The sequence below is a fragment of the Flagellimonas lutimaris genome (assembly GCF_003581615.1).
In the GTDB taxonomy this organism is placed as follows: domain Bacteria; phylum Bacteroidota; class Bacteroidia; order Flavobacteriales; family Flavobacteriaceae; genus Flagellimonas; species Flagellimonas lutimaris.
The window spans coordinates 214,311-230,523 of sequence record NZ_QXFH01000076.1; the positions used below are offsets into that span (position 1 = coordinate 214,311).

Below are 16,213 nucleotides of genomic sequence, written 5' to 3' on the forward strand. Positions count from 1 at the left end.
AACGGGACGAACATTTCCTGTAGCTGGAATTCCGGCTCAGCCCAGGTTTAAAAGTAAGATTAATTCATTGTAACGGATAAGATTTAACTTTTTTTAAAATACGGGTGGGGCTTTCAAAAATTTGCAAAGAAATTCAAGTATTACACTACATTTTAATCTAAGGTTTGACAGCTCATCCACTATCTGATATTTTATTTCCGATTTTATTTCAACTTGTACGGAAGCACCCATTTAAATAGGTCTTCACAACCAATGGACTCTAAAATATCCCCATGATATTGATGTTGTGGATAATTATCTGAAAAAACATTAAAAAGTAGTATTTTGTATGATGAATTTTAACTCTAGCAGTCAGTTTTCGACAAGTTGAAATTTTTCAATTGTCCAAGGCTTTGAGGGTTTATACTATTATTCCTTGATAAGGAACCAAACAACGAGCTTAAAAAGAACTAAAATCAGTGGTTAAGCTAATATTGAGTTTTCTTCTAATTGTAGGGCCTTGCCATGCGCTGCCAAAAGGTTCATTTTCAAAAGAAAACGAGATGTCCAAACAGAAAGTCCATCGTACTCATACGGAAAGACAAAAAACGGACAGCATCACTGTATATCAAACCGATAATCTTATAATCAAACAACTGTCGGATGGTATCTATCAGCATATCTCCTTTTTAGATACCGAGGATTATGGAAAAGTAACATGCAACGGTATGTTGGTCATCAATAAAAATGAGGGGGTCATATTCGACACACCAACGGACAACCAAGGTTCATTGGAACTGATTCATTTCACAAGAGAAGTACTCCGAACCTCAATTATTGGTATAGTTCCCACTCATTTTCACGAAGATTGCATAGGCGGGATACAGGAGTTTATATCAAAAAGCATTCCCATCTACGGCTCGAAACGGACCATTGATCTATTGACAAACGACAATAACAAACTTACTGGTTACATTACAGGTTTTGAAGATAGTCTGACATTGGAAATTGGCACTAAAAAGGTGTATGCGGAATATTTTGGTGAAGGGCACACCAAAGATAATATTATCGGTGTTTTCCCTGGAAATAATGTTGTTTTCGGTGGATGTCTTCTTAAGGCATTGGGGGCTAGCAAAGGGTTTTTAGGCGATGCCAATACGGAGAAATGGTCAGAAACTGTTCGAAAAATCAAATTAAAGTATCCGAATACGTCCATCGTAATTCCTGGACATGGAAATCCAGGAGGACCAGAATTATTTGATTACACGATACAATTATTCAAATTGAAATAAACATTTGGCCGGCAATCGTTGCATTAAAAATAAATATTTTCAAACCATCTACTAAATTATGAATAAATCAACCAAAATACTTCTTATTGCTATCGGTACACTTAGCATTATTGCAGGAATCTTCAACTATCTGAAGAAAGAAGATTTAACCGAGTCCATGTTCGCATTGGTTATCGGCATTTCAATAATCGTAACCGTTTTTTATGGAAAAAAATTGAATACTTGTAAGTAAGGGTTTATAATTCTTGCTGTTTTCACAGCCTTTATCCACACCTAAAGACCTAGTTTGAAGAAGGGTTTTTAAGCAAAATCATCAGTTCAATTTCCCAAATCTCTTAGATGCAATGAAGATGGAATGGCAGTCAGGTATATATCAAATATCGATTGGAAAAGTATGTACCTGAATTGTAATAAGGGGTCCAATAAAGATTTATGTGACATTGATCCAATGTTGAGCACTAAAATATGTTTCTTCAATTGGTTATGGAACTCACTTGACTTAAATAAATAACGCTCCTATCTTTTGGTAGTATTACATTAAATCTTCTGATAATATCACCACCTAAAATACTCATTCTTTGCTGTCCTATTTTCCCATCAAAAAATCCGATGTTTACATCACTAAAAGAAGTTTTCGCAAGAAAGAAGAAAGGGATTTTTCCCCGCTTTATTTTTACTGGGTTTCCAAAGGAATCTTTTAACTCCTGTTCTGATGTTATTTTAATACGCTTCGCCAATTGAGCCTTTCTTGCAAAAACATCCTCTATGAGCAATGCACCTGCGTAACCGGAATGGTATAGGAAATCATGTTCATATATAATGCCATCAATAGACATTGCTCCTTGAACAAAAAGCAGATTATCCTTTCTTATCACAGGACAGCTAGTGTACCGCTCTATTTTTGATGGTAGCGATTCGTAGAGAAAGATGATTTCATTATCAAAATTGATTTCGACTACATAATCTTCGAACAGGTCAAGACCAAACTTCCCCTGTGTCCCAGGGCCGGAATTTTTGTTTTCCCAAACCTCGATATCCTCGAAAGTCGATTGTGAAATTTGCAACCTATTTCCAGTGCTGTAACGTGAGTTCCCATTTCCGCCCCAAGAACCTACACCAATGGAGTCATCCCACATGATACTTTGTATTTTTTTTGAATGTTCACGAACGACTGATACGGAATTGCTTGCGGTATGTAGCATAATATCAAGTGTGTCCCTTTTATTTAAAACAACTTCCACAACAATATTATTATAGCTCGTGAGTTTAAAGGGAATGGAATCGATGGCATTTAAGGTGATATTGGTATTATCCGATTGGCCAAACCCATATGGAACAGAAGTCAGCAACATCAATAGCAGTATACAAAAAAGTCTTCTATTCATTAAAAGGGAAAATTTGATGGAAACATTATTTTAGTAAGCCATTTCTGTTCCAATTTAGATAAAACTTCCGCTCCATCCCAACAACGACTTCATTTTTCTACGGGTCCCTGGTCAAGCAATACTGATGAAGTAGACCAACAACCATATCTCTACATAAAATCATTTAATATTTTATTCTCCCATTTACTTTTACGTTTCTCCAGAGGACATCTTTCAATGTCCTAATGTTACCAAAACAAAAGACAAAATTTACCCGATTGGAATCACCTGTTGAATTTCGCCGGTGTCAATCCGGTTCTACTCTTGAACGCCTTATAGAAGGCAGATTTTGAATTGAACCCAGCAAGGTTCCCTATTGCCTCTATGGTATACCTATTATCGCTTGATAACAATAGGTTCTTTGCTTCTTCAATCCTGTAATTATTTACAAATTCAGTAAAGCTTTGGTTCAGGTATACATTCAAAAACTTTGATAGCTCATGAGGTGTAGCGTCTACTTTATCAGCAAGGTCCGCAATTTTCAGTTTAGGATCTGCATATAATTTCTGTTCTTCCATGATCTTTTGCAACTGTTGTAAAAGCTTTTGGGAATGGGGTACTATATTCACCGGTTTCCATCCTTTGTTCTTGGGAAAAACTTTTGAGCGGAGGCGTTTTTTAAACTGAAAAAAAAGGAAAATGACATAAAAAAGCAGTGAAAACACTAGCGAACCGGTAATGAAATAGTCAAAACCAATAATGGATAGACATATCCAGAGAATAAGGTTCGATAGGAGCAATGTTATTAACCAATTCTCCAGAAGTGTCAACCTTTTGCCTCTTTTGATTCCTTTAAGCACCAATAAACCCGAAAGCATGATATACAAAAGCCACTGAAAATTGATAATGGGTAAAAGTATATCCTTATACAAATCCCGAAAGTTCCAAAAAGGCATGACTACCATCATAAGACAGACCGCCAATACCCACACAAATAAGTGTATTTTCCATTTACGGGACCAAAAAGTACTGAAAACACCAACAACGGCAACATAATTGAACAGTGCGGGACCTATCAATAGAAAAAATGCAGGTCCTGTCTGTAGGAACCAAATAGGTTCGATTGTAGAAAAAGCGTAGAACAACGACTTCAACACCCTTATACTGAGGATTATGAGAAAGAAACCGAACAACCGGTTATCCAACTTCACATAAGACTTGCTCAACAATAAATACATAGCCAAAATAAAACTATTGAAGAGACCTACAGCTCCAAAGAAAAACAATACTTGAGATAAGTAATCCACGGTGTAAATTTAAGGGAATCCTCCAGAAAAACTAAGGATAAAAATAGCCATCCCTGCAATACAGTATCACTAGCTCACAAACCATTGCCCTCTTAGGTTTTGTATCTTTCCCACTGTATCAAAACCAATATATCCATTAATAATCATGGTTTATTACGATGATAATGACTTGTCCACCAATACCACTACATTACCTTTTTTATGTCCATTGTCCACGTAGGTGTGAGCGTCTACCATTCCATCGAATCGGTAAATCCTATCAATCACCGGAAGGATTTCTCCTTTTTCCACCAGCGATTTAATCTTTTTGATATGCACATCCTTCTCCTTTGTCATCATCTTTACAGAAACAAAACGACCTTTTTCCTTTAGCATCTTCCGAGCGGTCCTCTTACTGACCTTTCCTACCGCATCAAAAAAAATATCGAACCTTCCGGCCAATTTTGTGAAATCTTCTTTAAGATAATCGATAACATGTTCAGCACCAAGGTTTGTAACCATTTTGATGTTGCTCGTACTGCACACCCCGGTTACCCTCGCATTTTGGTTTTTGGCCAACTGGACAGCATAAGTTCCAACACTCCCGGAAGCACCATATATCAATATTTCCTCCGTGCCCGATATCTTTCCCTTTTCCAATAAAAAAAGGGCGGTCATAGCTCCGATAGGCAATACAGCAGATTCTATATGGCTCATGTTATTGGGTTTAATGGATAGTACCCCATGCTTCCATTTCTGGGGAACGCATACATACTGGGCATAGGAACCCTTTTTGAGCATTGTTGTTGTCCCAAAAACCTCGTCACCTTCCTTGAACCCATTTACCTTTTTCCCCACCTGTTCCACAACACCTGAAAATTCATGTCCCAAGATTTTCCTTTTAGGTCTAAAAAGGCCGAATATAAGTCTCGCAAGCAACCAATATAAAAAGGGAAAGTCAGAGCTTCGAAGCCTTACATCACCTGCGCATACCGTTGTAGCACAGACTTTCACCAACACCTCATTGGAATTTGGGGTGGGTTTTTCGATCTCAACAGCTTTGAGTACTTGGGGAGGGCCATACTTCTCGTGGATATAAGCTTTCATTCAAAATTGATTTCAACACTATTAAACGTCTACCTTGGATCAATGGACACCTATATTTGCTTGATTACAGCATACGATGCTCAATTGGTTCAAGTAATTTATAAAGACCTCAAGACACATACGATTATACTTTTCGTGTTCAAAGGGGTCAAATCTTGAACTCAATGGACGGGAATATCAAGATGAGCAACATAAATGGTAAAATACTCTTTTAAGGAAGCTGTTCCATAGACTCCATTTAAATTATTTGTAAAAAGGATGGACGTAGAAACTTGATTATTGGCCTAACTCAAAAAATCAATGAGTCAGAATAAAAAATAATCCATTTTTAAATATTTACGCTACTATCTTTCCCGACATCCATCCCTAATATATTAATTCCAAAATAATGCTGAAATTCACCTGTTCAAGCAAACATTTTATAGTTCGTTGGAAATACCCCGATAATAAGTTGTGGGAATACCTATTGGCGAATCCCCGAAAGTCTTTGGCGATATATACCTTACAATATTTCCTTGCTTTTTAAAGCTTTTTCAGCATATGTATTCTACATACCACAGCTTATCCTTCCAAAATAATATTCCCTCATCATCTCTTCATTTCAATGGGGGCGAGAAAATCAATCCCTATTTTGAAAAGCATTTGAAGTCCAGGTTCCCATTCAGATCAGGGATAAACCATTTTCATCACTTTACCTTTGAAGTATTCTGCCCTAATTACTGGGACCTGAACTTACAAGGCAACTTTTTTTAAATCCTTATAATAAGATCGGACAACGAGTACTAGTGCTATCCAACATCCAATTTATGTACCGGTTCGCCCCATTAAACCACTATTCCTGTTTTCTACAATGAAATCCTTAGGAGTCATACCTGTGAATTTTTTAAAAGCCCTATTAAAGGTTGTCGAATTGTTAAACCCCACTTCATACATTACCTCACCAATTTGTATTTTTCTTCTCTCCGATAGTAGACGTATTGCCTTTTTGATGCGAAAACTATTCACAAAGGAATTAAAGTCCATTTTCAGCTCTTGGTTCAATACCAAGGATGTTTGGTGCTTGGATAGGGAAATCAATTTGGCCAGGTCATTTAATTTGAAATCAGGATTTATATACGGCTCACCTACTTCCATCTTTTCAATGATGATATCTTTATAATCCTTGGCCACAGCTTCCGAAATACCATTCCGTGCATATTTATCAGCACGATCAAATACGGATGTCATCGCGATGGATTCAGAACCAACAGCATCACTTTTTGAATTTAGGACAAGCCTCTTCACTGCGATTGAGAGCAAATAGAAAATTGCCGCTAGTAGTATAACGATAACAAAAAGTAAAATGTCCGTAAGCATATTCACGTGATTTGGATTCTATCCTTTAATTTTAAAACATGGTTAATTACAAAGGCTATGGGTTCCTTCTGTGAATACATTTTCAAAACATCGATATTGTCCTTTGGACCGATCATTGGAATTTTGCCCATGACCCCAAAAGCCCATCACCGTCATTAAAGGAAAATACTTGAACTGTTTCAAAATACCTTATTCGCATGGAGCAAATATGATAAAATGCGCTCTAAATAAGGTTCGATTAAATAAAGTCGAACCATTTTCAAGGGGTTGTCCTATGGTATTTTCCTTCCGATTTTGTGCAGGTGTCATGCCTGTAGCCTTCTTAAAGCAGTGTAAAATGATGATTTTGAGTTGAATTCTACCCTGTAAAGTATTTCTAGAATGGTGCTATTCTTAAATTTTGAATCTGCCAGCATGTATTTTACCTCTTCGATTCGAAAGGTGTTCACAAAATCAAAAAAGTGTTTTCCCATGTGATGATTGATAGCAATGGAGAGTTCTTTTTTCCGGTACCACCAACTGATGTGCCAACTTTTCCAAACTAAGTGGATAATCCCTGTAGGGCCACTCTTTGTCCATATGGCTCTTAATTTGTTCAATATCACCCTGGGAGTCACCATGATTCAGCTCCGAACCCTTATTCTTTTTTAGGGTAGACCTAGGACGCAGAGATGTTTTGATTCCGGTAAAGAGCTCTGAGGCGTAAATGGACTTAAATACAAACCAGGTTATAATCAAAAGGGTAAAGATTCCAATAAAGACATCCAGGTTGAGAATCATCCCTTTTAATTTCTCAGAAATGTAAAACCAGGTCTTGATAAATGCGACAACGTGTCCACACTGGATAGGACAGTGAATTGAAAAGCCCCCTAAAAACTCTGGAATCAGGCTGGGCATTATTTTCAAGATAAATGTCTCCATGCCTTTTTAGAACAACACATATTCCCGTAATGTACAATAGCCATTGAGCCCTAATTGAAGTCCCATAAAATCCAGGCGTCGGGCTTCTGTACGCATTTATTTCGGAAAAGATAATGGAAACGATGAAAGGGACAGCGTGAAGTCAATGAATCGATTAAATTTCAAGTCCGAATAGCCTATGGACGATACATATAAGTAAAATAAGGGCATTTATAGAAATGCGGATACATTTTAAAACTCACCAGAACGTCCCATTGCGAAACATAATCCTGCAAAAAAATCGGAAAAATCAATGGACCATCCAAAGGGCATGCCAACCAATAGGAAATTGGACCTCCTTAAACTGCTTTTGACGGTCAAACAAAAAACAACCAAAAGCAGGGTTAAAAAAAGGAAAAACGACCCAAATCACTAATAGTATCCAACCTGATTTTCAATAAATTATATTTCATACCTAAGAAGTATTCAACGAATAGATTCACTTTTGGGACGGGCGCATTTTCAATGGGACTGATAATGGCAGCAATAGTTATCAAACTATTCCCGCATCCACATTGGTGGCCAATCATATACTTCGGAAACAGCTCGAACGATTTCATGGTTCATAGGGAACCCATTGTCTGAATTTGTCATAATAACAACACCTCGTCCAACGTTGGCGAAGGATACCGCATAACAGCTAAAACCAGCGTTGCCACCAGTATGTCGAAATCTAAATGCATCTCCTTTTCCATCTATCCCTATTCCCGTACCTCCTGCACCTGGCACTCGTTTCATCATCAATTGAGCAGAATCTTGGTGCAAAACTCCACCCTTTTCACCTCTGTAGGATTTACCCAATGCTATCATGAATTTAGCGAGATCTGACGGTGTTGTCCATAGACCGGCAGCTGCTTTTTCAGGATACAGGTGATACCCACCATCAATGGTTTTTCCATTGGAATCAAAACCGTTTGAGGTATAGTCGTTCAATTTCTCCGGTAATGGATATTGAAATGTGCTATTTTCCATTTTGAGAGGTTCAAAGATCAAAGCCTCGGCCAGTTCAGGAAATTTTATTTCGCTGACATCTTCCATCAACAACTGGAGTACCTCCATGCCCCCACCAGAATAATATTCTGACTCACCGGGTATTTGAATCACCCTTACCGGTTCGGAATTGGTTATACTACTGCCTTCCAGGACCTGCACCAAAGTCGGAACGGAATCTTTTTTGTTATAGCCTTCAAAGCCCGATGTTCCCAACCCGGAGGTATGGCTCATTATTCTACTTGCTGTTACTTTCTCCTTGATTGTAAATTTGTTTTCGGGTACTTTCCAGCTTCTCAGTTGTAAATTAACATCTTGATCAAGTTTCAATTTTCCTTGTTCCATTAATTTAAAAGCAATAACACTGGCTACAGGTTTGGAAATGGAGGCTGCTTGAAAAAGTATCCGTTCATTTACAGTCTCTCCATTTTCTTTATTTTTTAAACCATATCCCTTTGCCCATAAAATTTCATTATTGTCGAATACCGCGATACTGATTCCTGGTATATTAAGTTCCTTCATACGGTTTTCAATCGTAGTGGCCACCGAATCACTAATACCATTTTCATTTATTCGGATGATATTGTTTTCAAATTGAGTTCGAAGTGAGGCAGTGGGGGGTACGACAGTATCCATCGACTTAATGTTCTTTCCCGGCTGACATGAGAGAAAAGTAAATGCAATGACGGATAGGCCAAAATATATTTTATTCATTTTTTTGGAAAATTTAAGGTTATTGTCCGTTTATCACTGTTGTTTCAGCTGATTGATCTTACTTTTTAGCACATCATTATAGCCATACTCGTTCTTCTCATTCAGTAAGAGAGCCCACTGATAATTTTTAAGCGCTTGAATAGTGTCCTTTTTTACTTCTTGCATTTCGGCCAGACCCGCCACCGCAATCCACCAATTTGGATTGGCTTCCGCATTCATTTTAAAGACTTTAAAGGCTTTCTCTGGTTCGCCGTTCCAGCTGTAGGAATTTCCAATTCCGTTGATGTTCAATTTTAAGTTATCGAATTGTGAGCTGGGGTTTTCTTCTTTTAATTTCTGAAAACCTGCTAAGGCCAAATCATATTGCTCATCAAGGATAAGTTCCATAACATCCTCCTCAAGAGTCAAGTCTTTAGTTTTCAATTCCGGCATGACCATTCTGGCAACATCATTGACAATGATGTCGTAAGCCTCAATTTGAGAACCATTGGACAATAAAATGATTGTTGTATTACTTTTAGGGAAGATTCTATAAGCAGCTAAATTTCCACCGGAAAAACCATAAGAATCCAGACCGTTGACATGGTAATTGTGCCAACCGTGCAGGAAATTATCTTTTTGATATTTGAAGTCCTGTTTGAAATCAAATGGGGACCACATATCCGATTTAGCCTTTTCACCCAAGAGTTGATTTAGCTTCAATTTGCTGTCCCATTCCATGAATTTGTTGAGGGTAATGTTCAGACCATTACCAGAATGACCTCTTCTCCCATTATTATTGGTACCTTTTACAAACTTTTTGTTTTTGCCACTATAAAGATATCTAGTGGCACGATTGGGAATGTTTTCTTGGCTATTGGATGAAAACAGTACCCCATTGGAGTTATTGTCGAACTGATTTCCGATTATATAATCATCAAATGTTTTACCCGAAATTTGTTCGATGATTTGGCCCAACAACCAATAGTTGGTCTGGTTATAGCTAAATTGCGTACCTGTCTGGAACTGCATCTTATCCATGGACAATTTTTCCATCAATTCTTTGTCGGACAATGTACTTTCATATCTGATAATGTCGGGTATACCCGACGAATGGCTCAATAAGTTTTTAATCTTAACTTGCTGCCAAGCGACTGGCAAGTCACTGAGATACTTGGAGATTTTATCTTCCAACCCCAGTTGCCCATTTTCAATTAGCTGGAAAACACCGGTCGTAGTGATGAGTTTGGTTGCGGAAAAAATTCGGAACATGGTCTTATCGTCCACCAAACTTCCATCTTCCAAAGATGCCTGCCCAAAGTAGCTTTCGTAGACTACGTCATCCTCTTCTATTACCGCCAGGGCCAGACCTGGAATATTATGTAGTTCCATCGCCCTGGTAAGATAGTTGTCAATTTCATTGCTTATTTCCGAATCCAGTTTTTCCTTTTCCGAGGTGGCACAGGACGTAAAGGACAGTATCAACAATAAGATTGTGATATAGGGTTTAATCAATTTATCGATTGATATACATTGTAATTGTTTCATTTTGATTGATTTAAATATTAGTAAAGACGATTATTATTTTAAGGTGTTGCATCTCACTCGCCGTTCCATTGCAAGGAAGATTGATTTGGTCTTCCAAGGCCTAGGGTTCAATAGAAACTACAGTCCTACAACAGTCAAAAAGATGTCCAGTTTGATTTGAGCAAGCAAGGTTCTTCGTACATAGATTTTATTGATATAGTACATATCTTGGTGGGACTATGCCATTCAACCTCATGTACACGAGCATTTGTCCTCTGTGATGTGTGATGTGATCGGCTAGCAACATTAAAATTTGTCTCTTCGTTCTGTTCGCCCCAAAATAGTCCGGCCTTTGGTCAAGTCTTTCTATGTCAAAACTTGCTATGAAATTGATTGTTTTATCAAAAGTCTCCACTATTTTGTCAATCATTTCCTGCTTTGATTTATGCCCCACTTTAAGCTCCATATCAGTATTCCAGTCCCTGGGTTCTCGTACCCCTATTAGCGATTGACTATGCCAATCCATTGCCCATCCAATATGTATTAGGTTTTCAGCAAAACTCATGGATTCCGGTGTTGATTTGAAGTCGTATTTTTCTTCTGGCATCGCGTTTTTTATTCATCTTTTATTTAGAGCCATTTTTTCGTAGGTTAAAACTCGTTTTCATTTCCTTTGATATTTCCCATAATCCGGGCATCGCCTGTTTGCCATCTCAAATCCAGAAAAAGTCAGTTCTCCTTTCTGCTCCAAATCTGCATTGTTCCAATCCAAGAACTTTAGTGTAAAACCCAACTGGGTTTACTAAATTTTCAACGCAATGGTGAGTTTCATAAAGTGCTTTAATCTTAGCCTGTTTTCATTTTCTTTAATGCCATATAGCAGGAGTCGATATCCTAAAACCTTTCATTTTACATCATACAAAATGAAAGGTTTGCTATAAATATTCAGATTTACGCGGCCCCATTTTGGTCTTAGAAATCTATATGGATGTAATTCAAAAATTCCTTTATTGATTTTTATTCATTCCCGTGCAAGGTCAAATACAGTTGCATACTCACTAATACGGTACACACAAAGATCAAGAGGCTTAACCAGAATAGATCAACATATTATCGGATGTGACATAAAACCCAATAATTTGTTGCAATTGTGGAATTATGACTGATTATGTTAATAGCACGATAACCATGTTTAGAAATTATTCAGCTTCTTTTGAAAAAGTCTAAGAAGTCTGGTAAAAATGCAATGTATTGCACTAATACCCTTTTCCATACAAGGCCCTGGAGATGGACACCTCCTATGTCCTTAAAGATCACTAGTTGTTACAGGGGGGCAAAGAAATAGCGGTGTCAAAAAGTAAGCTTGGTTTCGGCAGGTAATAACGCTAGTTAACGGATCACATATGAAAGAAAATTAAAAATGGGCCACCATGGACAGTAGACCTAATTATCCAGAAGCGCTATTATATTGAATTGTGACCTTGTTATGTCAGGAAAAACCAAGTTTGCTCAAAAGGGATGACATAAATAGTAATCAGCATGGCTCAGGAACCAAGTTGACTGGTTAATATCCTTTTAAAATAAAAGAAATTAGAAACATGTAGTTTATGAATTTACAACCGGAGATAATTGAAAGCCAATTGCTCTGTCAGGAACATTTCCAAAAGATCGGCCAAAAAAATAGTTTCTCCTGCATTCCCGTTTTCTATTTCTTCCAAAGGGTCTATTCCTTTATGGAGCAACCATTCATCTACATCTATAAAATCCATTTTGAGATTTTTTTGATAATCATATTAAAGTATAAATAACGAACAAACATCCTTGAACCAAAAAGAACAGGTGCTTAACTTTATAAATTTAAGCATACATAATGCACTGTAAATCAAATCGAAATATTCTACTTCAGTCATTAAACTTCACTTTGACCCTTTTTCAAACCACCTGGCACAACAGTATGGTTATATTGCTCCGAAGGAGATAAAATATAGTTTACCAAATGGTCATGACTACTTTTTCGTAAGTTTTTTTACCAGGGCCGAGGGAAGTACGCCTGTTCTTTTTTTGAACGCCGCATTGAATGATTCTTTGCTCTTAAAACCAACCTCATTGGCCAAGGATTGAATGGAATATCTTCTAAATAAGGTATCGTGTTTCAGTCTTTCGATCACAAAATCGATTCTAAGGTCATTTATGTAGGTATTAAAACTTTTTTCGTAGTGAATATTGAAGATTTTTGACAAATAGGTCGTGTTGGTCTTTAATTTCTTCGCAAGATTGGAAAGCGTACAGTCATTTTTAAGATAGTATCCTGTTTCCTCAAGCTCATTAATCCTTTTTATTATTCGCTTGATTTCGTCATCATTGATTTTCAGAGGAACGACCTTTGGCTTGACCAGTGATTCCTGTTCTGAAATTCGTTCCATGAGCAATTCAAGCTTTTCCTTGTTCCTTTTTTGTTTTACTCTAAAAAGAACGATGATCAAAACCGTAACAACAAATGCAACCAAAAGGATCACCGACAGTATTAAACGTTGTTTTAAACGCTCCTTCTTCAATGCCCGTACCTCTTCGTTATATTGCGATATTTCCAAATTCTTAAAATTGGAATTCACCGAATTGTTAATGTTCATCTGACCCTTTAGCGACGCCAAATGCTTTTCAAAAAAATAATCAGCCCTTTCTAAGTCGTTGGTCTTTAAATAGGACTTGTACTGGATTTTGTAAAAATCGTCGAGAAAGAATCCTGCCCGTTCATTGGATTGGATACTTAAAGTATCCATAGCTTCAAAATTTTTTATGGCTTTATCAAAATCGCCCTCATAGTAGCTGATCAGTCCGGAATAATAATACTTAGAGTTTTCTTTAAAAGAATTTTTATACGTTTCTGGGACTATCTCAAAAGCCTCTTTCAGGTTTTCTTTTGCCGAGTCAATGTTGTCCTCAAGCAAATTGATTTCCAATTCATGGATTTTATTTCTAAAGCAATGCGCATCATGGTATTTTCCAACAGTGGTGTCCAACACGGATTTGGCCATTTTGCTATAGGTTTTTGCCGAGTCCACTTCTTTCAAGTCGATATATATATCGGTAAGTTCCAAGTAGGTCTTCTCTATACTACCTCCCCATATTTTAAACTTTTCATAGTCTGGAGATTCGGCAATTTTGTTTAAAACAGCTAAGTTGTCCTTGTATTGGTTTAACGCTTTCTCAAAATCTCCCGTTATTTCATAATAAGAGGCCAGATCATCATAATACTTGCATTCCCAAACGGTACTCTGTATTTCCTTTGCAATTTTCAAAGCCTCATAGATATTACCCAATATTCGTTCGTCACCTAGCCCCGAAGTCATCGTCAGAGCATTGTTCTTCAAGTGATACGCCTTGAGCAGTTCTATTTTCAAATTGTTTTTTTTCGCTACTGAAAACAGTTTGTCTGTATATTCGACAAGTTTGAGCGTATCGTTATATTGATAATAGAAAGATGCCATGGCATGATAGGCATCAAACAGTTTTTTGGAATCATTGTTCCGGTTGGAATGGGATATATAACCCTCGATAAAATATTTGGTACGGGCACTATCATTATAAAGGTATTTAACAATCGAATCCCGATAGGATGACTTTTTAACCATCAAATCTTGGGAAAGAATGGTTAAACTAAAAAGTAAGAATATGCTGAAAGAAAGAAATTCTTTAGAAATTCTAAGAAAACCCAATTCATTACTCTTTCCAAGCTTTAATCTGTGCATCTATTTTGTGTTAATCAATAATGATTCTTCCCATGCGCCATTCAATATTGTTTAATTAAAACCCCAAACCATCTTATTATTCAACCTCATGTAAAAAAAGCCACATAAAATCTATGTTTCAAGTGACTTTTTCAGTTTAATCAGGTATTTATTTTTTTATTCCTGAATCCGTTGGGCTCTCCAATACTCTTCTTAAATCCAAGTCTTGAAAATCAAAACTGAAATCGATAAAACGAGATATGCCTTTCATTTTTATAGTTTGTGCCGTACCACTATTATCTAACGAAAAAATGGCCAAAGCGTCAGCTTTCATATCTTGATATTCCCATTTGATGGCGAAGGTATTGTCTTCATAAAATTCCATTTTACCATTTAGTCTTGGAGACTTGTGGGATTTAAACCATAATTCCCCGCCTTTATCATAAACTTCCACTTTACCAAACCAATTATCGCTATACACCCCAATGTACTTGGGCTTGTCAATTTTCACATCTTTGTTTGCTTCCACTTTGGACCAAACTTTTTCGGCATCAGGATCGCTGATTTGTTGTCCGTGTTGTTGCATTCCTTGAGCCATTTCCAACCAGTTGATACCTGTTTCAAGGTTTAAGTATTCATCCAATAGTACAAAACCCATCAAACCATTTAAAAAACCAGCTCCTTCGGAATTATTCAGAACAACGATACCAAGTTCGAGTTCTGGAATTAAAGTGACCTCCGAAGACATTCCTGCAATCAGTCCTGAATGCTCAACTTTGAAAAAACCATTAAAATCGGACAAAAACCAACCTAATCCATATCCTGAAAAATGGGACTTGAAAGGTGACCTTGGGTCCGATTGCTTGTTCATGGGCGTGTGAACTCTCCACATTTCTTGTTGCTGTTGTTCTGAGAACAACGTTTTGTCCAAACCAGTACCATATTTGCCTTCATTCAAATGTGCTAGCATCCATTTGCACATGTCATTTGCACTGGCCCAAATTCCACCGGCAGCTCCGTTCATTTTTTGTTTTAAATTTGGTTTTGGGTTTTGTATTGCATTCAATCTTTTTCCATCAAAAGAATGTGCCACTGCAATGTTACCATGCTTTAAAGCATCATAATAGCTAGCATAGGAATTATGCATTTCCAAAGGTTTTAGAATCTCCTCATCTACAAATGTTTCCCAGGATTTTCCAGAAACTCTTGCCGTAAGTTCGCCTGCGACCAGGTACAACAAATTATCATAATCGAATTTTGTTCTAAAAGCAGTCGTTGGCTCGAAGTATTGAAAAGCGGCAAGTACATCTTGGATGGTAAAGTTCGAACCGTTTGGAAAAATCATAAGGTCACCGGCACCAAGCCCCAACCCACTGCGATGGGTCAAAAGGTCGTGAATATTAAAGTTGTTGGTGACATAATCGTTGTACATTTTAAATTCCGGAATATATTCTATAACCTTATCTTCCCATTTAATTTTTCCTTGGTCTACCAAAATTGCCAAAGCAGCGGAGGTAAAGGCCTTGGAATTGGAAGCAATTCCGAATGGTGTATCGGCGGTTACAGCTTCGTTCGAATCCATTGAATTCAAACCATAACCTTTGACATGGACAATCTGGCCATCTTTTACTACACCAATCGCGAAACCTACAGTATTATCGATTGTACTCATAGCCTTATTGACCACACTGTCAATTTGTTTACCAGTCATTTGTGCATAAGTCGATACTGAAGACAATAGTACCATAGAGCAAACTACAATGGCAACCTTATAGTTTTTAATTGCTTTGTTTATTGCAGCTATTTGTTTCCAGTAAGAGGCACTACTAAAAGTGGATCCCCTATATCCAGCCACTGTCATCAAAATTAATGTTATGATTACAAATCCATGGATAAAATCAGTCATAGTTATATTTTTTTAATTAATTCTA

At 37.2% G+C, this 16,213-nt stretch carries 13 protein-coding genes; 2 read left to right on the forward strand and 11 right to left on the reverse strand.

Annotated elements, in window-relative coordinates; translation table 11 throughout:
* Positions 1-542: 542 nt before the first annotated feature.
* Together bla and D2V08_RS17385 are read left to right on the forward strand one after the other, a co-directional pair.
* On the forward strand, positions 543-1,271 hold the full coding sequence (bla, locus tag D2V08_RS14040) for a subclass B1 metallo-beta-lactamase (RefSeq protein ID WP_119608788.1): 729 nt from the start codon (positions 543-545) through the stop codon (positions 1,269-1,271).
* A gap of 58 nt (positions 1,272-1,329) precedes the next feature.
* Positions 1,330-1,503 carry a hypothetical protein gene (locus tag D2V08_RS17385; RefSeq protein ID WP_182835561.1) on the forward strand — a complete coding sequence of 58 codons (174 nt, stop codon included), beginning with the start codon at positions 1,330-1,332 and terminating at the stop codon, positions 1,501-1,503.
* A gap of 241 nt (positions 1,504-1,744) precedes the next feature.
* On the opposite strand, the gene D2V08_RS14045 is transcribed toward D2V08_RS17385, so the two are convergent.
* The 11 genes from D2V08_RS14045 to D2V08_RS14100 all read right to left on the reverse strand — a co-directional run bounded on the left by D2V08_RS14045 (position 1,745) and on the right by D2V08_RS14100 (position 16,188).
* Positions 1,745-2,656, reverse strand: coding sequence for a hypothetical protein (locus tag D2V08_RS14045; protein WP_147374142.1), 912 nt, complete (start codon positions 2,654-2,656; stop codon positions 1,745-1,747).
* Positions 2,657-2,919: 263 nt separating this feature from the next.
* A complete protein-coding gene (locus tag D2V08_RS14050) occupies positions 2,920-3,942 on the reverse strand; it encodes a helix-turn-helix domain-containing protein (RefSeq protein WP_147374144.1) in 1,023 nt (340 codons plus the stop codon).
* Between the two features lie 153 nt (positions 3,943-4,095).
* The gene (locus tag D2V08_RS14055; RefSeq protein ID WP_119608791.1) at positions 4,096-5,028 is read right to left on the reverse strand and encodes an NAD(P)-dependent alcohol dehydrogenase; all 933 of its coding nucleotides are present in this window, start codon (positions 5,026-5,028) and stop codon (positions 4,096-4,098) included.
* 804 nt (positions 5,029-5,832) lie between these two features.
* A complete protein-coding gene (locus D2V08_RS14060; protein ID WP_119608792.1) occupies positions 5,833-6,384 on the reverse strand; it encodes a helix-turn-helix domain-containing protein in 552 nt (183 codons plus the stop codon).
* 453 nt (positions 6,385-6,837) lie between these two features.
* The gene (locus tag D2V08_RS14070) at positions 6,838-7,305 is read right to left on the reverse strand and encodes a hypothetical protein (protein WP_119608794.1); all 468 of its coding nucleotides are present in this window, start codon (positions 7,303-7,305) and stop codon (positions 6,838-6,840) included.
* A 537-nt stretch (positions 7,306-7,842) separates the two neighbouring features.
* Positions 7,843-9,048 (reverse strand): serine hydrolase domain-containing protein, encoded by a 1,206-nt coding sequence (locus D2V08_RS14075; RefSeq protein WP_220473408.1) that lies wholly within the window; start codon positions 9,046-9,048, stop codon positions 7,843-7,845.
* 33 nt (positions 9,049-9,081) lie between these two features.
* Positions 9,082-10,575 (reverse strand): serine hydrolase domain-containing protein, encoded by a 1,494-nt coding sequence (locus tag D2V08_RS14080; protein WP_119608796.1) that lies wholly within the window; start codon positions 10,573-10,575, stop codon positions 9,082-9,084.
* 187 nt (positions 10,576-10,762) lie between these two features.
* The gene (locus D2V08_RS14085; RefSeq protein WP_119608797.1) at positions 10,763-11,161 is read right to left on the reverse strand and encodes a DinB family protein; all 399 of its coding nucleotides are present in this window, start codon (positions 11,159-11,161) and stop codon (positions 10,763-10,765) included.
* Positions 11,162-12,167: 1,006 nt separating this feature from the next.
* Positions 12,168-12,323, reverse strand: a complete 156-nt coding sequence (locus D2V08_RS17390; RefSeq protein ID WP_182835562.1) for a hypothetical protein — start codon at positions 12,321-12,323, stop codon at positions 12,168-12,170.
* A 237-nt stretch (positions 12,324-12,560) separates the two neighbouring features.
* A complete protein-coding gene (locus D2V08_RS14095) occupies positions 12,561-14,303 on the reverse strand; it encodes a helix-turn-helix domain-containing protein (protein ID WP_119608798.1) in 1,743 nt (580 codons plus the stop codon).
* 148 nt (positions 14,304-14,451) lie between these two features.
* Positions 14,452-16,188, reverse strand: coding sequence for a serine hydrolase (locus D2V08_RS14100; protein ID WP_245980593.1), 1,737 nt, complete (start codon positions 16,186-16,188; stop codon positions 14,452-14,454).
* Between the last annotated feature and the right edge of the window lie 25 nt (positions 16,189-16,213).